General features: G+C 52.9%; 14 protein-coding genes. 8 read left to right on the forward strand and 6 right to left on the reverse strand.

The features are described 5' to 3' along the window. The first annotated feature begins 52 nt into the window (after positions 1-52). From surA to apaH, 5 genes are read left to right on the forward strand one after another with little or no spacing between them, the layout of a single operon-like run. Positions 53-1,348, forward strand: a complete 1,296-nt coding sequence (gene surA / locus M2403_RS12940) for a peptidylprolyl isomerase SurA (protein ID WP_259229439.1) — start codon at positions 53-55, stop codon at positions 1,346-1,348. Further along, on the forward strand, positions 1,338-2,345 hold the full coding sequence (gene pdxA, locus M2403_RS12945) for a 4-hydroxythreonine-4-phosphate dehydrogenase PdxA (protein ID WP_208950022.1): 1,008 nt from the start codon (positions 1,338-1,340) through the stop codon (positions 2,343-2,345). The genes surA and pdxA overlap by 11 nt, the downstream gene beginning before the upstream one ends. A 5-nt stretch (positions 2,346-2,350) precedes the next feature. Beyond that, entirely contained in the window at positions 2,351-3,178 is an 828-nt protein-coding gene (gene rsmA, locus M2403_RS12950; protein ID WP_152325162.1) for a 16S rRNA (adenine(1518)-N(6)/adenine(1519)-N(6))-dimethyltransferase RsmA, read from the forward strand. 4 nt (positions 3,179-3,182) lie between these two features. Then, positions 3,183-3,560: a Co2+/Mg2+ efflux protein ApaG gene (apaG, locus tag M2403_RS12955; RefSeq protein ID WP_152325163.1), complete on the forward strand. Its 378-nt coding sequence runs from the start codon at positions 3,183-3,185 to the stop codon at positions 3,558-3,560. 5 nt (positions 3,561-3,565) lie between these two features. Continuing rightward, positions 3,566-4,420, forward strand: a complete 855-nt coding sequence (gene apaH, locus M2403_RS12960; protein ID WP_152325164.1) for a bis(5'-nucleosyl)-tetraphosphatase (symmetrical) ApaH — start codon at positions 3,566-3,568, stop codon at positions 4,418-4,420. A gap of 72 nt (positions 4,421-4,492) precedes the next feature. On the opposite strand, the gene folA is transcribed toward apaH, so the two are convergent. Continuing rightward, positions 4,493-4,978: a type 3 dihydrofolate reductase gene (folA, locus tag M2403_RS12965; RefSeq protein ID WP_152325165.1), complete on the reverse strand. Its 486-nt coding sequence runs from the start codon at positions 4,976-4,978 to the stop codon at positions 4,493-4,495. A gap of 416 nt (positions 4,979-5,394) precedes the next feature. Between folA and M2403_RS12970 the strand changes: the two genes are divergently transcribed. Further along, on the forward strand, positions 5,395-6,009 hold the full coding sequence (locus M2403_RS12970) for a LysE family translocator (protein ID WP_152325166.1): 615 nt from the start codon (positions 5,395-5,397) through the stop codon (positions 6,007-6,009). A gap of 62 nt (positions 6,010-6,071) precedes the next feature. Here the strand turns inward: M2403_RS12970 and kefC are convergent, their stop codons facing one another. From kefC to dapB, 5 genes are all read right to left on the reverse strand, one after another. Next, a complete protein-coding gene (gene kefC, locus M2403_RS12975; protein ID WP_165058970.1) occupies positions 6,072-7,922 on the reverse strand; it encodes a glutathione-regulated potassium-efflux system protein KefC in 1,851 nt (616 codons plus the stop codon). Then, positions 7,915-8,469: a glutathione-regulated potassium-efflux system oxidoreductase KefF gene (gene kefF / locus M2403_RS12980; protein ID WP_152325168.1), complete on the reverse strand. Its 555-nt coding sequence runs from the start codon at positions 8,467-8,469 to the stop codon at positions 7,915-7,917. The genes kefC and kefF overlap by 8 nt, the downstream gene beginning before the upstream one ends. A gap of 124 nt (positions 8,470-8,593) precedes the next feature. Further along, positions 8,594-11,818, reverse strand: a complete 3,225-nt coding sequence (gene carB, locus M2403_RS12985) for a carbamoyl-phosphate synthase large subunit (RefSeq protein WP_259229440.1) — start codon at positions 11,816-11,818, stop codon at positions 8,594-8,596. Positions 11,819-11,836: 18 nt separating this feature from the next. Next, positions 11,837-13,009, reverse strand: coding sequence for a glutamine-hydrolyzing carbamoyl-phosphate synthase small subunit (gene carA / locus M2403_RS12990; protein ID WP_165058968.1), 1,173 nt, complete (start codon positions 13,007-13,009; stop codon positions 11,837-11,839). Between the two features lie 477 nt (positions 13,010-13,486). Continuing rightward, entirely contained in the window at positions 13,487-14,308 is an 822-nt protein-coding gene (gene dapB, locus M2403_RS12995) for a 4-hydroxy-tetrahydrodipicolinate reductase (RefSeq protein ID WP_259229443.1), read from the reverse strand. Positions 14,309-14,997: 689 nt separating this feature from the next. Between dapB and M2403_RS13000 the strand changes: the two genes are divergently transcribed. Together M2403_RS13000 and M2403_RS13005 are read left to right on the forward strand one after the other, a co-directional pair. After that, a complete protein-coding gene (locus M2403_RS13000) occupies positions 14,998-16,143 on the forward strand; it encodes a porin (protein WP_152325172.1) in 1,146 nt (381 codons plus the stop codon). 159 nt (positions 16,144-16,302) lie between these two features. After that, the gene (locus M2403_RS13005) at positions 16,303-17,178 is read left to right on the forward strand and encodes an SMP-30/gluconolactonase/LRE family protein (protein WP_208950026.1); all 876 of its coding nucleotides are present in this window, start codon (positions 16,303-16,305) and stop codon (positions 17,176-17,178) included. The last annotated feature ends 15 nt before the right edge of the window (positions 17,179-17,193 follow it).

Here is a 17,193-nt window from a genome sequence, read left to right on the forward strand (position 1 = left end):
GAACTCAGTGAACTTGAAACCCGCGCTTGCGGATTAGACAAATGGAAAAAGTATGAAGAACTGGAGAACACTTCTCCTCGGCGTGACGCTTTGTGCCAGCACTGCGTTTGCAGCCCCTCAGGAAGTTGATAAAGTTGCCGCCGTCGTCAACAACGGCGTCGTATTGCAAAGTGACGTAGACAGCCTGTATCAGTCAGTAACGCAGCAGGCCAAGCAAGCAAACCAACAGCTGCCCGATGAAGCGACGTTGCGCCACCAGATCCTTGATCGTCTGATCATGGATCAGATCCAGTTGCAGATGGCGACCCGCATGGGTATCACGCTGACGGATCAGGATGTGGATAAAGCGATTGCCGGTATTGCACAGCAGAACAATATTTCCGTTGACCAGCTGCGTAGCCGTCTGGCTTATGACGGTCTGAACTACAGCACTTATCGCGCCCAGATCCGTAAAGAAATGCTGATCAGCGAAGTCCGTAACAGCGAAGTTCGCCGTCGCGTGACGATCCTGCCTCAGGAAGTGGATCAGCTGTCCAAACAGGTTGCGGCTCAGAACGGCAGCAGCGCTGAATTTAACCTCAGCCATATCCTGTTGCCATTGCCGGAAAACCCAACGCAGGATCAGGTTGATACGGCTGAACAGATGGCGAAGAAAATCGTTGCCGATCTGAACAACGGCGCGGACTTCGGCAAACTGGCTATCACCTACTCTGCTGATTCCCAGGCGCTGAAAGGCGGCAACATGGGTTGGGGCAAATTGCAGGAATTACCTTCCCTGTTCGCTCAGGCGCTGAGCACTGCGCAGAAAGGCCAGGTTATCGGTCCGATCCGTTCAGGCGTGGGCTTCCACATCCTGAAAGTGAACGATATCCGTGGTGATAACAAAAGCGTTTCCGTCACTGAAGTCCATGCACGCCATATCCTGATCAAGCCATCCGTTGTGATGACCGATGCTCAGGCGCGCGCGAAACTGGAACAGGCTGCGGCGGATATCAAGAGCGGCAAAGCAACGTTTGCTGATGAAGCGAAACAGCTTTCTCAGGATCCGGGTTCTGCAAATCAGGGCGGCGATTTAGGTTGGGCGTCTCCGGATATGTACGATCCTGCGTTCCGCGATGCGCTGATGAACCTGAAAAAAGGTGAAATCAGTGCGCCAGTTCATTCTTCCTTCGGCTGGCACCTGATCCAGTTACTGGATACCCGCCAGGTTGATAAAACAGATGCGGCACAGAAAGAACGTGCTTACCGCATGCTGTTCAACCGTAAATTTGCGGAAGAAGCCCAGACCTGGATGCAGGAACAACGTGCTGAAGCGTACGTGAAAATTATGGACGGTAATGGACAATAAAACACTGACAACGAAATCTGTCGTCATCACCCCCGGCGAACCTGCCGGGGTTGGGCCGGATCTGGTACTGGCGCTGGCTCAGCAGGCATGGCCTGTTGAGCTGGTGGTGTGTGCCGATCCGGCCCTGCTGCTTGAGCGCGCTGAAAAACTGGGTCTGAAGATCCAGTTGCGCGAATACCTGAAAGACAGCCCGGCAGAACCTCAGGCCGCGGGGACATTAACGGTTTTACCGGTCAGCACGGCTGTGCCTGTCACGCCCGGTAAACTGGATGTCGCCAACAGCCAATACGTGGTAGAAACGCTGGCCCGCGCCTGCGATGGCGCAATCAGCGGTGAGTTTGCCGCGCTGATTACCGGCCCGGTGCAAAAGAGCATCATTAACGATGCCGGTATCCCGTTTATCGGTCATACCGAATTCTTTGCTGACCGCAGCCATTGCAACCGCGTAGTGATGATGCTGGCAACGGAAGAACTGCGCGTCGCGCTGGCGACCACGCATTTACCGCTGTTAGCCGTACCGGGTGCGATCACGCGCGAATGTCTCCACGAAGTCATCACCATTTTGAATCATGATCTGAGAACCAAATTTGGCATCGCCGAGCCGCAAATCTACGTGTGTGGTCTGAACCCGCACGCCGGAGAAGGCGGTCATATGGGTCATGAGGAAATAGACATCATCATCCCTGCGCTGGAAGAACTGCGCCAGCAGGGAATGCATCTTATCGGTCCGCTGCCCGCTGATACGTTATTCCAGCCTAAATATCTGCAACACGCCGATGCTGTTTTATCGATGTATCACGATCAGGGCCTTCCGGTGCTAAAATATCAGGGATTCGGTCGCGCCGTGAATATCACGCTGGGCCTTCCCTTTATCCGGACTTCCGTTGATCACGGCACCGCCCTTGAACTCGCTGCAACCGGCACCGCCGATGCAGGCAGTTTCAAGACAGCAATAAATCTCGCCATTCGTATGGCAAATAACAGCAACGATAAATAACAACAATGAATAGTAGAGTCCACCAAGGTCACTTTGCCCGTAAACGTTTTGGGCAAAACTTCTTAACCGATCAGTTTGTTATCGATAGCATCGTGTCGGCCATTCATCCTATGCCGGGCGAATCTGTCGTCGAAATCGGTCCTGGCCTGGCTGCATTAACTGAGCCCGTCGCTTCACGTCTGGATAGCATGACGGTCATCGAACTCGACCGCGATCTGGCTACGCGTCTGGAAAACAATCCTAAGTTTCAGGGCAAGCTGCGCGTCATTCAGTCTGATGCAATGAAAATCAATTTTGGCGAGCTCTCCGAAGAGCTTGGTCAGCCGCTGCGCGTATTCGGCAACCTGCCGTATAACATTTCCACGCCGCTGATGTTCCACCTGTTCACCTACACCAACGCCATCAAAGACATGCATTTCATGTTGCAGAAGGAAGTGGTAAACCGCCTGGTTGCAGGCCCGAACAGCAAAGCGTATGGTCGTTTAACGGTGATGGCGCAGTATTACTGCAACGTTATCCCGGTGCTGGAAGTACCGCCGGAATCCTTTACACCGGCGCCAAAAGTGGAATCCGCCGTGGTGCGTTTAGTACCGCATGACGTGATCCCTTATCCGGTATCTGATATCCGCATTCTGAGCCGCCTGACCACCGACGCGTTTAATCAGCGTCGTAAGACTGTGCGTAACAGCCTCGGCCATCTGTTCACTCCTGAGCAAATGACGGAGCTGGGCTTAGATCTCAGCATGCGTGCTGAAAATATTTCGGTTGAGCAATACTGTAAACTGGCTAACTGGTTGTCCACGCGGCCTAAAACCCCGGAACCTCAGGAGTAGCGTTATGCTTAATTCGCCCCGTGTTTGTGTTCAGGTGCAAAGTATCTACGTAGAGTCACAGTCGATACCGGAAGAAGAACGTTTTGTTTTCGCCTACACCATCACGATCCGCAATCTGGGGCGTTTTAATGTGCAACTGCTTCGCCGTTACTGGCTGATCACCAACAGTAACGGCCGCCAGACCGAAGTTCAGGGCGAAGGGGTTATCGGTGAACAACCGCTGATCCTGCCTGGCAACGAATTCCACTACACCAGCGGCGCTGTTTTAGAAACGCCACTGGGCACGATGGAAGGCCATTACGAAATGGTCGCGCACGACGGTGAAAGCTTCCGCGTGCCGATCCCGGTCTTCCGCCTCGCCATCCCTACGCTGATAAATTAATCCACATGTCGACATATCTTATTGGTGATGTTCACGGCTGCATCGATGAACTCAAGGCGCTATTGGCGCAGGTGGATTTTGATCCGCAAAATGATGCTCTCTGGCTGACGGGCGATCTCGTCGCGCGCGGGCCGTCTTCTGTTGAAGTCCTGCGTTTTGTCAGTGGTTTGGGCGACTGCGTACGGATGGTGCTCGGTAATCACGATTTACATCTGCTGGCGGTTTACGCAGGCATCAGCTTTAACAAGCCGAAAGATCGTATTACGCCTTTACTCGAAGCAGAAGATGCCGATGAGCTGATCAACTGGCTGCGCCGTCAGCCGGTGTTGCAGGTAGATGAAGATCTGAAACTGGTGATGGCTCACGCCGGGATCACGCCGCAGTGGGATCTAGACACCGCAAAAATGTGCGCCCGCGAAGTCGAAGCCGTGCTGAGCAGCGACACTTACCCGCTGTTTCTCGATGCCATGTACGGCGATATGCCGAACAACTGGCATCCGGAGCTGAGCGGTCTGGCTCGTTTACGTTTCAGTACCAATGCGTTCACCCGCATGCGCTACTGTTTCCCGAACGGGCAGCTGGATATGATTTGCAAAGATGTACCCGAGAACGCGCCAAAACCCCTCAAACCCTGGTTTGATATTCCGGGTCCGGTGCAGGAAGCGGGTTACAGCATTGCGTTTGGTCACTGGGCATCGCTGGAAGGAAAAGGCGCACCGGAAGGCATTTACGCGCTGGACACCGGTTGTTGCTGGGGCGGGGATTTAACGATGCTGCGCTGGGAAGATAAAACCTATTTCACCCAGCCGTCGAACCGTCATAAAGAAAAAGAGCAATCAGAACTCCCGAAAGCACTGTAGTTTTTGGGCGGAATAAACGTCAAAAGGCACCCCTGAAAGGTGCCTTTTTGCTTTGCGCGTCAGCCTGAAAAATCAGGCGCGACGGTCAAGGATTTCGAAGCAGTAGCCATGAGAGTTTTGCTCATCAGCGTCATGGAATTCGCTGAAAGTGCTTTCCCAGTCATCCGGCTCGTAGTCAGGGAAATGCGTATCCCCTTCCACTTCCGCATCAATGTGGGTCAGGTATAAACGGTTCGCCTTCGGCAATAATTGCTCGTATACGCGGCCACCGCCCATCACCATCACTTCTTCCACATCACCGGCAGCAGTCAGTGCGGCCTCCACAGACGTCACCCAGGTCACGCCATCGTGCGCACCAGGCTTTGAGCTGATGACGATATTCAGCCGGCCAGGTAACGGTCGCCCAATCGACTCGAACGTCTTGCGCCCCATGATGACAGGTTTGTTGAGCGTATTACGCTTAAACCAGGCCAGATCACCGGGTAAATGCCAAGGCATTGCGTTTTCCATGCCAATAACGCGATCGGTCGCCAGTGCGGCGATCAGGCTGATAATCATTAAGAAGCCCTGTGTTGATTAAAGAGACTCAAAAAAAGAGCCCACACTATACGGAAAGCCCAATCAACCGTCGATAGGGAGACTCACGCTTTACAAAGATATAAGAGCGCTCTTACCCTGACGGGATTTTACCCGCCTGATGTGCCAGTTTCGGGTCTGAAAGGGGGTTAAAAACCGGAAGAATTTTCATTTACCCAGCCGAAAATGCTGGAAACACGATCTGTAGTTTGCCCCTCCGATCACGCTTGTACAACTGAGCTTACACACCGGGGCGATTACGGTACAGTCATCGTCCTTTCCACCCTTAACCGAAATGTCAGTCGGGCAAAAAAAGCCATAAGAGTGATTTATCTTGCTAAGGATTGGCGTATCATGCGGCCTTCATTTTGTTCTGAACATTAACGACGGTTATTTCCATGCTTGAAACCACCCTTTTTGTTGCCAGTATTGCGTTCCTCGGCATGCTTTCTCCCGGCCCTGATTTCTTTCTGGTCATCAAAAATGCGGCCCGATACCCGCGAATTGCAGCACTCATGACGTCACTGGGTGTGATTTGCGGTGTCATCACGCATATGTCTTACTGCGTGGCCGGTCTGGCGGTGGTGATCACCACCACACCCTGGTTGTTTGATTTGCTGAAATACGTCGGTGCGGCTTATCTGATCTGGGTGGGTATTCAGGCGCTGTTCTCACGCAGCAACAGTAAGATGAATCTCGACGGGCTGGAACCGCAGCAGGTCAAATTGCGTACCGCGTTTGTGCAGGGTTACTTGTGTAATCTGCTGAACCCGAAAGCCACGCTGTTCTTCCTGGCGATGTTTACGCAGGTCTTGCAGATCAACTCCACCCTGGGCGAAAAGTTGTGGTACGCGTCGATTATTGTCAGCTTATCTGTGGTCTGGTGGCCTTCGCTGGCACTGTTAATCCAGAGCGCACCGGTTCGCCGCGGTCTGGCAAAAGCGCAGAAAATTATCGATAAGCTGCTGGGTGGCGTGCTGATTGGTTTGGGCATTAAAGTGGCGTTGAGCTGATCAAAAAAGCCGGCATTTCAATTCTGTGCCGGCTTTCTGTTCTCCCTCTGAATCCTCAGAGTTTATCCTTTCGCTTCAATCACATCCTTTTCCGGCGCTTTTCCATCAATACTCCCGCGCCAGCCAGACTGAACCGATGACAAACGCTCCTGATCCTGCTCGATAGCCGCGGTCAGCATGTCCTTTGCACGTTGCATACTGGCGATACGGAATTCAGTATCTTCGTAATTCTCGATAGTGGCTTCGAGCATTTTCAGGTTATAGCGACGGAACAAATCAGCCTTTTCCCGCGCTTCATACGCATCCAGACCGAGTTCTTCCAGCACATCACGCCCTACGCGCAGTGAGCCTTCGAACAATTCACGCTCCGGTGCTTCCACGCCCAACTGACGCAGCTGATACCAATGGTCAACATCGCGGGCACGCGCAATCACCTTCAGGTTCGGGAAATGCTCTTTCGCCAGCGCCGTCAGTTGCAGGTTGGCTTCAACGTCATCGATGGCATTAATCAGCACCTTAGCCTGCGCCGCGCCTGCGGATTCGAGTAAATCCACGCGGGTCGCATCACCGTAAAACACTTTGGTGCCGAATTTCCGCAACGTTTCGATATGATCCGGATCGTGGTCCAGAACGACTGTATGAACATTGTTGGCCAGCAGCAAACGACCGGCAATCTGACCAAAACGACCGAATCCGGCGATAATGACCTGCGCATTTTCGTCATCAATGGTGTCCTGCGGACGGTCATCTTTCGGCGCATTGCGCTCCATGCGGTTTGCAATTACCAGCAGCAGCGGCGTTACGGCCATTGAAAGCGCAACGGCGAGCGTCAGCGCTTTCGACCATTCGTCAGGCATCACGCCGGCCATTTTTGCAGCACTGAAAATCACGAAAGCGAATTCACTACCCTGCCCGATTAAGATCGCAAAAAGGCCACGTTGTTTTTTCGGTACACTCAGCCACGGCGCAATCAGCCACAACAGCGCCGCCTTGAGCGCCATAAAGCCTACCAGCAAGGTGGCGATCAGCAATGGCTGATGCACCAGCGTGCCGAAGTCGATAGACATTCCGACGCCGATAAAGAACAGGCCGAGGAGCAAACCTTTGAACGGCTGGATATCGCTTTCCAGCGCATGACGGTATTCCGAACTCGCCAGCAAAACGCCCGCCAGAAACGCGCCCATCGCCATCGACATGCCAGCCATCTCCAGCAGAATGCCGAAACCGAACACCAGGAAAAGTGCCACGGCGCTGAACACTTCGCGCATGCCGGAACGGGCAACAAAATGCAGCAAAGGCCGCGTAACGTAACGCCCAAGCAGCACCACCAACACCAGCGCACCGGCCACTTTTGCCGCCGACAGACCAAAGCTCAGAAGCGTTGTGGCTTCGCCGGTGCTGGCAAGAAGCGGGATCATCGCCACCAGCGGGATTGCCGCAATATCCTGGAATAACAGCACAGCAAACGCACTGCGGCCTAGCGGTGACGGCGTCAGACTGCGTTCGCTCATCGCCTGCATGGCAATCGCGGTGGAAGACAGCGCCAGCGTCATGCCAATTAACAAGGCAATTTTCCAGTCAAGGCCGAGGAAATAACAGAACGCGCTGAGTACCACGCCACAGCCGACCATCTGAATACTGCCGCCGCCAAAAACTGAGGCGCGCATGGTCCACAACCGTTTAGGATCCAGTTCCAGCCCGATGACAAACAGCATCAGCACCACGCCGATTTCCGCAAAGGTCAGAATCGACTCGGCATCAGAAACCAGTTTCAATCCCCACGGCCCGATAATGCAGCCTGCGATCAGATAGCCGAGCACAGAGCCGAGCCCGAGGCGGACAGCAATAGGTACAAACAGTGCCGCGGAGCCAAGATAAATCAGCCCCTCAATCATCAGGTTATGATTATCCATGATTCACCTCCGGCGGGCAGCCTTCTTTCAGGCTCAGGCAGGCCGTCAGGCGACGACGATATTCTTCGCCCGCCGCTTTCAGCGCCACTTCGTCGCAAATGAAGGTGTTATGGACCGCAAAATACGGCAGCCAGTGCATACCGCAATAAATGGCCGTCGCCTGTAAAGGCTGGGCCAGCACATCGAAATCAGGATGATCACCCAGTTCAAAATGATGTTCGTTACCGCCGGTCGTCACTGCCCACAGACAATGTTTGCCGTTCAGCGCATTGCCTTCGTGACCGTATGCCCAGCCGTGCTCAAGCACTTTGTCGATCCACAATTTCATCAGCGGCGGCAGGCTGTACCACTGGATCGGATGCTGGAATACCACCAGATCAGCGCGTTCAACGGCTTGCTGTTCTGCGGCGATATCGATATTAAAATCGGGGTATAGATCATACAGCGAACGCACTTCAACGTTGGGTAAATCACTGACCGCCGAGAGCAGTCCCTGGTTGGCCCGCGAATGGCGCGGATAAGGGTGGGCGTAAATTATTAGAATCATGCAGGTCTCTTGTCTTATTTTATTTACTTCAGCATACGCAACTTTCGGCATTCGGGGGAAAACCGGATGCATAAAATGAAAAAGGCGCAGCTTTCGCCGCGCCTTTCATCTGGCAATTATGCCATCAGCCTTTGATTTTCGCGTGCATTTCCTGCACTGAAATCACCTGCTCAGTCGGGTCAGAAGACAGCGCCATCGCCGTGGCGAAACCGCCGTTCAGCGTGGTGTCGTAATGCACTTTGTATTGCAGTGCACTGCGGCGGATAAGCTTGGAGTCTTCAATCGCCTGACGGCCCGCCGTGGTGTTGACGATGTACACATATTCACCGTTCTTGATACGGTCCTGAATATGCGGACGGCCTTCATGCACCTTGTTGACCAGGCGCGGGTTAATCCCGGCTTCACCCAACACCACCGCCGTACCGTGTGTCGCATCCAGCTCGAAACCGCGTTTAAGCAGTTTCGCGGCCAAATCCACCACGCGGCCTTTGTCGCCTTCACGCACAGACAACAATGCGCGACCGGCTTTCTTCATGCCGGAGTTGCTGCCCAGCTGCGCTTTCGCGAACGCTTCTGCGAAGGTGCGGCCAACGCCCATGACTTCACCGGTAGAACGCATTTCCGGCCCGAGAATCGGGTCAACGCCAGGGAATTTGTTGAACGGCAACACCACTTCCTTGACGGAGTAGTAAGGCGGGATGACTTCTTCGGTCACGCCTTGCTGCGCCAGCGTCTGGCCTGCCATGACGCGGGCGGCCACTTTCGCCAGCGCCACACCGGTCGCTTTAGACACGAACGGGACAGTACGTGCGGCGCGCGGGTTAACTTCAATCAGGTAGACTTCGTTGTTTTTCACCGCGAACTGGACGTTCATCAGGCCGCGAACGCTCAGCTCGAAGGCCAGTTTCTCGACCTGCTGACGCATCACGTCCTGAATTTCCTGGCTCAGCGTGTAACACGGCAGAGAACATGCGGAGTCACCGGAGTGAACGCCAGCCTGCTCAATGTGCTCCATGATGCCGCCAATCAGCACGCGCTCGCCGTCGCAGATTGCATCGACGTCCACTTCAACAGCATCATCCAGGAAGCGGTCGAGCAATACCGGCGCATCGTTGGACACGCTGACCGCATTCTGGAAGTAACGGCGCAGGTCGATTTCGTCGTACACGATTTCCATTGCGCGGCCGCCCAGAACATACGAAGGACGAACCACCAGCGGATAACCGATGCCTGCTGCTTTTTCGACAGCCTGTTCGATGGTCGCTACCGTGGCGTTAGCCGGTTGTTTCAGGCCCAGACGGTTAACCGCCTGCTGGAAACGTTCGCGGTCTTCGGCGCGGTCAATGGCGTCCGGGCTGGTGCCGATAATCGGTACGCCAGCGGCTTCAAGTTCCCGCGCCAGTTTCAGCGGAGTCTGGCCACCGTACTGCACGATGACACCTTTCGGCTGCTCGATGCGCACGATTTCCAGCACGTCTTCCAGCGTGACAGATTCGAAGTACAGACGGTCAGAAGTGTCGTAGTCGGTAGAAACTGTTTCAGGGTTACAGTTGACCATGATGGTTTCGTAACCGTCTTCACGCAGCGCCAGTGAGGCGTGTACGCAGCAGTAGTCGAACTCAATGCCCTGACCGATACGGTTCGGACCGCCGCCCAGCACCATGATTTTTGGTTTGTCGTTAGTCGGGTTGGATTCGCACTCTTCTTCGTACGTGGAGTACATGTACGCCGTGTCAGTTGAGAATTCAGCCGCACAGGTATCCACACGTTTGTAAACGGGGTGCAGATTGTATTTGTGGCGCAGTTTGCGCACTTCGCTTTCGGATACACCCACCAGTTTAGCCAGGCGCAGGTCAGCAAAGCCTTTGCGTTTAAGCATGCGCAGGTATTCCGGCGTCAGTATGTTAAAACCGCCTTCGGCGACTTCATTTTCCAGTTTCACCAGCTCTTCAATTTGCACCAGGAACCAGCGGTCGACATTGGTCAGGTTGAAGATACCGGCAACGGACATCCCGGCGCGGAAGGCGTCAGCGATGTACCAGATACGCTCCGCGCCCGCTTCTTTCAGCTCGCGGCGGATTTTCGTCAGCGCTTCCGGGTCGTCCAGGCTCACTTTCGGGTCGAAGCCGCTTGCGCCCACTTCCAGACCGCGAAGGGCTTTTTGCAGCGATTCCTGCTGGGTGCGGCCAATCGCCATCACTTCGCCAACGGATTTCATCTGCGTGGTCAGACGGTCGTTTGCACCGGCAAATTTCTCAAAGTTGAAGCGTGGGATTTTCGTCACAACGTAGTCAATGGACGGTTCAAACGACGCAGGCGTTTTGCCGCCGGTGATGTCGTTCATCAGTTCATCGAGGGTGTAACCCACCGCCAGTTTCGCCGCCACTTTGGCGATCGGGAAACCGGTCGCTTTAGAGGCCAGCGCGGAAGAACGGGATACGCGCGGGTTCATCTCGATAACAATCAGACGGCCATTTTTCGGGTTCACCGAGAACTGGACGTTGGAACCGCCGGTTTCTACGCCGATTTCACGCAGTACCGCCATCGAGGCGTTACGCATGATTTGGTATTCTTTGTCGGTCAGGGTCTGCGCGGGTGCCACGGTGATGGAGTCACCGGTGTGGATGCCCATCGCATCGAAGTTTTCGATTGAGCAAACGATGATGCAGTTGTCGTTTTTATCACGCACCACTTCCATCTCGTACTCTTTCCAGCCAATCAGCGACTCATCAATCAGCAGCTCTTTGGTTGGGGAAAGATCCAGACCGCGTTCGCAAATCTCTTCAAATTCTTCACGGTTGTAAGCGATACCGCCACCGGTGCCGCCCATGGTGAATGAAGGACGAATGATGCACGGGAAACCGACGTCAGCCGCGATCACCAGCGCTTCTTCCATGGTATGCGCAATGCCTGAACGAGCGGTATCAAGGCCGATTTTCTTCATCGCAATATCGAAACGGCGACGGTCTTCGGCTTTATCAATGGCGTCTGCGGTCGCGCCAATCATGGTCACGCCGAATTCTGCCAGCACGCCCTGACGTTCCAGTTCCAGAGCACAGTTCAGTGCAGTCTGGCCGCCCATGGTTGGCAGCACGGCGTCCGGACGTTCTTTCTCAATAATCTTGCGCACAACTTCCCAGTGAATCGGCTCGATGTACGTCGCATCAGCCATTTCCGGGTCAGTCATAATCGTTGCCGGGTTGGAGTTCACCAGAATGACGCGGTAACCCTCTTCACGCAGCGCTTTACACGCCTGTGCGCCGGAATAGTCAAACTCACACGCCTGGCCGATAACAATCGGGCCTGCGCCCAGAATCAGGATGCTTTTTATGTCTGTACGTTTTGGCATTTTTTATTCGCTCCTGATTTATTTGCTTATAAGAGTGGCGTTGTTGTTATGAGAAGCGCGGTAAGCGTTAATCAGTTCGATGAAATGATCGAACAATGGCGCTGCATCGTGCGGGCCCGGGCTGGCTTCCGGGTGTCCCTGGAAACTGAACGCCGCTTTATCGGTGCGGTGAATGCCCTGAACGGTGTGGTCAAACAGCGATTTGTGCGTCACGCGCAGGTTCGCAGGCAGATTATTTTCATCTACCGCAAAGCCGTGGTTCTGCGCCGTAATCATCACTACGTTGTTATCGATATCTTTAACCGGGTGGTTACCGCCGTGGTGGCCAAGTTTCATCTTCAGCGTTTTCGCGCCGCTGGCCAGCGCCAGTAACTGATGACCGAGGCAGATGCCGAACACCGGAATGTCGGTTTCGAGGAAAGCTTTAATCGCGGCGATGGCGTAATCGCAAGGCTCCGGGTCACCCGGGCCGTTGGACAGGAAGATGCCGTCCGGATTGAGTTTCAGCACGTCGGCCGCCGGAGTTTGCGCCGGAACCACCGTCAGGCGGCAACCGCGATCTACCAGCATACGCAGGATATTGCGTTTCGCGCCGTAGTCATAGGCCACAACGTGGAACGGTAATTCTTCATTTTTCCTGGCTTCAGGCAACTCACCTTCGAGCGTCCAGCTGCCTTGCTGCCAGCTGTAGGATTCCGCGGTGGTGACTTCTTTTGCCAGATCCATGCCTTTCAGCCCCGGGAATGCTTTGGCTTTTTGCAGCGCCAGCTGAGCATCCGGTGAATCGCCCGCGATGATGCAGCCATTTTGCGCACCTTTTTCACGAAGCAGGCGGGTCAGTTTACGGGTATCAATATCGGCGATGGCCACGATGTTATGGCGCTTAAGGTAATCAGAGAGGTTTTCTTCACTGCGGTAGTTGCTGGCAATCAGAGGTAAATCGCGAATGACCAGACCTTGAGCGTGTACTGCGGAGGATTCTTCATCAGCGGCATTGGTGCCGACATTACCGATATGGGGATAAGTGAGAGTGACAATTTGGCGGGAATAGGAAGGATCAGTGAGGATTTCTTGATAACCGGTCATCGACGTATTGAAGACCACTTCCCCCACTGCCGACCCTTCTGCCCCGATGGCCCGACCGTGGAATTGGGTTCCGTCTTCCAGAACCAATAGCGCTGACTTTATCAAAGCATCCTCCAAGAATAATAAATCACAATATTTGCATATTAATTCAGATAACGAGATCTAAATCAATGCAAAAATCGCTCCCAAAGCCAATTTTTGGCAAACGGCGGCATTTTAGAGAGGGCGATGGGGTTTGTCTACTAAAAGCACCAATATTTCTTTGTTTTTTGCACAACTCAGCGAAAAGCCTCTGTCACTGCCATAAAAACATAGCTCAAGTCAGTATAGTAACCGTTTGCGGAAGGGGATGTCTGGAAAAGGGTGATGTAAACGAGATTATTACAAACCGGAGGAGTTGCATTGTTTAAAAAGCATACACCAGGAGGGGCATTAAGCATGAATATTTATAGAAATGGCAATCAGGAAGGAAATCACAGTCAAAATCGATATTTTAGAATAAAAAAGAGAAGGGCAATCAAGGAACTGCCCTTTTATCAAAACATTATGACCAAAACAACCACATCACATCTAAATCAAATTCTATAAATCATCTAACCCAAGCACATCCCGCATGTCGTAAATGCCATTTTTATGCGAGGAAAGCCACTTTCCTGCACGAACTGCGCCATTTGCGAATGTCATGCGGCTGGAAGCCTTGTGCGTAATCTCTACGCGCTCACCGATATCTGCAAACATCGCGGTGTGTTCACCGACAATATCCCCGGCGCGGATGGTCGCAAAACCAATGCTTTTCGGAACACGTTCGCCGGTATGTCCTTCGCGGGCATACACTGCGCAGTCTTTCAGATCACGGCCCAGCGCATCAGCAATCGCCTCGCCCATCGCCAGCGCGGTGCCGGAAGGCGCATCCACTTTGTGGCGGTGATGCGCTTCCACAATTTCGATATCCGTATAATCGCCCATTACCTTTGCGGCTTTTTCCAGTAACTTGAGCACGACGTTGACGCCCACGCTAAAGTTAGCGGCAAAAACCACAGGAATGCTCTCTGAAGCCTGTTTAATTGCGGCCTTACCGGCGTCATCGAAGCCCGTAGTGCCAATAATCATACCTTTATGGTGTTTCTGGCAAAAAGCCAGGTGCGCCAGCGTGCCTTCCGGGCGGGTGAAGTCGATCAGAATATCGAAGTCATTCGCCACCGCATCGAGGTCATCATTCACCCGGATACCGGATGTACCGGTTCCCGCCAGTTCGCCCGCATCGGCTCCGACCAGGGAAGAACCCGGACGTTCCAGCGCCGCGCCCAATACCACGCCGTCAGTATCAGTGACGGCCTGAATCAGTTGCCGGCCCATACGACCGCCTGCGCCAACGATAGCCATGCGAATATCAGCGTTACTCATAATTACTACTCTCTTCTTATAGTCGTTCTGCCGTGAAACAGAATCAGGTTATCGACCCTGCGATCCAGGAGCCAGAGAAATTGCCTCATAATTAGAAAATTATGATATAGGTCCGTTAACATCAGTAAAAGCCATCTGTTTTCAGGTTACGCAATCTAAGATTTTGTGTTAAACGGTTCGTAAAAGCGGAACTGATTGAGAAATGCGCCTTAAAATTCTTCATCCGGGTACTTCGCATAATCATTCACTTTAGTGCATAAACGTCTGACATCAGTTCTGCACCTAATGTCGCACCTTATCCGGCTTTCATGAGAACTCAATGAACTTCCCTCTTTATTACAGCATTCTTGCGCCGCAGGAATAGTCCACGTTAGCAATAATCACCACTGTATCTCCCCGCCACGTAAGACAAATAAAAGAACAAACACGCTATTTCTTAGATCTGAAACATTAAATTTTTATTATATGTGGTGAAATAATATTGATAAAATCAATGATTGTGATAATAAATAGCCACCTAATTTTAACCTCCTAAATTTGATTTTAGGATCGCTAAAATAAGTAGCCTGGATCCATGAGGCGCGTCTTCACCCTGACCAGACAGTTACCGGTAAGGGGAAATAATAAAAATACATCGCCAGTTCACATACCGGTTCTTCCGGGTAAGTATATTGGCGCAGGGACATAACATGAAATTCAAACTAAACAAAGTCACGCAAGTGGCGACCGCTGGCCTGTTGTTCGGTCTGGCTTCCTTTGCTTCACACGCAGAAATCACCCTGATTAAACAAGACCCACAGCCTAACGATCCGCTGAGCCGTCTGCAATTCCAGGTTGGCGGCAGTATTCGTCCACAGTTCCAGTTCCAGAACGGCGTCAAAAACTATAAAACCAACGGTTTTGACGGCGGTACTCGTTTCCGTTTCTCCACTGACTACTATCTGTTTGATGACATCAGCTGGATTAACTATTACGAGCTGGGTGTGAATATTCCTGCGCTGACTGGCTGGGATAATCACTACGCTGCCGGCGCGCATAACACCACCCGTCGTATGCTGTACACCGGTCTGAAAAGCAAAACCTACGGTCAGCTGACTTTCGGCCAGCAAAACAGCGTTTATTATGATGTTGTTGGTGCGAAAACCGATATCTGGGACTACGACATGCTCGCTCAGGCACCAGGCAACGGTGTTAACGGCGACTACGACGGTTCTTACCGTTCACGTAAGATGCTTAAATACAAAAATACCTTCGGCGATGCTGATGTGTATGCCTCTTACCTGTTCTCAGATAACGATCTGCTGACCGGTAAAAACAGCCTGCGTTATAAACGTAATGGCGGCGGTTCTGTGGGTGTGGATTACCACATCACCAAAGAACTGACATGGGGTACTGCGTACAACTACACCGACGCAGAAATGAAAAATCCAAATAACAACACCTCCAAAGACTACAATCAGAGCATCGTTGGTACCGCTCTGAGCTGGAAACCAGGCAACTGGACAGCGTCCTTCGGTGGCGGTTATTACCATGACTTCCTGACCACCGGCCTGAAAACCGAAGATCACTTCTTCGCAGGCGATGCATACGGTCTGGAATACTTCCTGGGTTACGCTTTCCCAATCAACCAGTTCGCTGTGAAAACCATTCAGCCATACTTCATGGGTGACCGTCTGACCTATGTGACTGGCCGCAATTATCAGCGTATCGATAACGGTCTGGGTGTGTCCTTCCAGCTCGATTACGGCTTCCGTGTTGATTACGAACATGTGTTCACGTCTTCTACCGATAACCTCGGCGACATGAACCTGATCCGTCTGAGATACGACTTCTAAGCCTTAACGATTGAACTTCAGGGGCCAGCTTTACGTCTTATTGACGGGTTGGCCCTTTCTTTTTACACCATTCTTAATCCCTGCGGGCAAAGCCAGACTAGACTGAATACAGACAGTTTTTCGCTATATCCACTTTGCAGCCAGCAGGAGAGCTTTGCGATGTCAGCATTTTTCCGGTCCGACATAACTGCCGTAGGCGACTATCGAGCCGAATTGGGTGAAACTCCCGTCTGGTGCCAGCGCACCCAGTCATTATTGTGGGTCGATATCCTGGCTCAGCGCGTATTACGTTACTGGCCAGCTTCCGGACAGACTGAAATTCACGAACTCCCCTCCCTGACCAGCGGCGTATTGTTAACGCAAAAGCGTAACGTCTTTTTGCTGATTTCTCAGGACGGCGTTCACCTCTACGATTACGAATCTCAAACCCGGCAGAAACTCTGCGATTATCCCGGCGCGGAAGGAACGCGCCCCAACGAAGCCGCTGTCGCACCTGATGGCTCACTTTGGTTTGGCACGATGGATATTGAAGAAGAAAAGATGACCGGCGCGTGGTACCGCTTTGAGGCCGGGGATGAAAAGCCTGAAACCATGCTCGATAACGTGGGGACGACCAATACGCTGGTCTGGTATGAAGGCAAAGTCTGGTTTGCAGACAGCCGGAAAAACCGCTTTTATTCCGCTAACGCCCGCCGCATCAATCCTCTGAAAATTTCCTGTTTCTCCTCCGGCGATAAAATCCCCGACGGCTCGGCGCTGACGCAAAACGGTTGGCTCATCACTGCCTGCTGGGGCTCAAAATGCCTGCTGCGCCAGCAGATCAATCAGGGCGAACTGCTGACGCTGGACACCCTGCCCGTGCCCGTCACGCAGCCTAGTTGCTGCACTTTTGGTGGCCCGGATATGACCGAGATATTTATCACGTCGGCGCGTAAAAACCTTAATGCCCCGCACGCGCTGGAAGGAGCGCTGCTGCACGCTAAAACAGCGACCGTTGGCGCGCCGCAGAACCTTTTCAGACTCGAAAACCCGTAACGGGTGTCAAAAAAG

The sequence above is a fragment of the Rahnella sp. BIGb0603 genome, assembly GCF_024808755.1.
Lineage (GTDB): Bacteria > Pseudomonadota > Gammaproteobacteria > Enterobacterales > Enterobacteriaceae > Rahnella > Rahnella contaminans.

Coding starts and splice junctions, on each gene's coding strand:
- kefC (WP_165058970.1), bottom strand. CDS start 7,922: ATGGATAATCATAACCTGATGATTGAGGGGCTGATTTATCTTGGCTCC.
- dapB (WP_259229443.1), bottom strand. CDS start 14,308: ATGAGTAACGCTGATATTCGCATGGCTATCGTTGGCGCAGGCGGTCGT.
- rsmA (WP_152325162.1), top strand. CDS start 2,351: ATGAATAGTAGAGTCCACCAAGGTCACTTTGCCCGTAAACGTTTTGGG.
- M2403_RS12970 (WP_152325166.1), top strand. CDS start 5,395: ATGCTTGAAACCACCCTTTTTGTTGCCAGTATTGCGTTCCTCGGCATG.
- M2403_RS13005 (WP_208950026.1), top strand. CDS start 16,303: ATGTCAGCATTTTTCCGGTCCGACATAACTGCCGTAGGCGACTATCGA.
- M2403_RS13000 (WP_152325172.1), top strand. CDS start 14,998: ATGAAATTCAAACTAAACAAAGTCACGCAAGTGGCGACCGCTGGCCTG.
- folA (WP_152325165.1), bottom strand. CDS start 4,978: ATGATTATCAGCCTGATCGCCGCACTGGCGACCGATCGCGTTATTGGC.
- surA (WP_259229439.1), top strand. CDS start 53: ATGAAGAACTGGAGAACACTTCTCCTCGGCGTGACGCTTTGTGCCAGC.
- pdxA (WP_208950022.1), top strand. CDS start 1,338: ATGGACAATAAAACACTGACAACGAAATCTGTCGTCATCACCCCCGGC.
- apaG (WP_152325163.1), top strand. CDS start 3,183: ATGCTTAATTCGCCCCGTGTTTGTGTTCAGGTGCAAAGTATCTACGTA.
- kefF (WP_152325168.1), bottom strand. CDS start 8,469: ATGATTCTAATAATTTACGCCCACCCTTATCCGCGCCATTCGCGGGCC.
- apaH (WP_152325164.1), top strand. CDS start 3,566: ATGTCGACATATCTTATTGGTGATGTTCACGGCTGCATCGATGAACTC.
- carB (WP_259229440.1), bottom strand. CDS start 11,818: ATGCCAAAACGTACAGACATAAAAAGCATCCTGATTCTGGGCGCAGGC.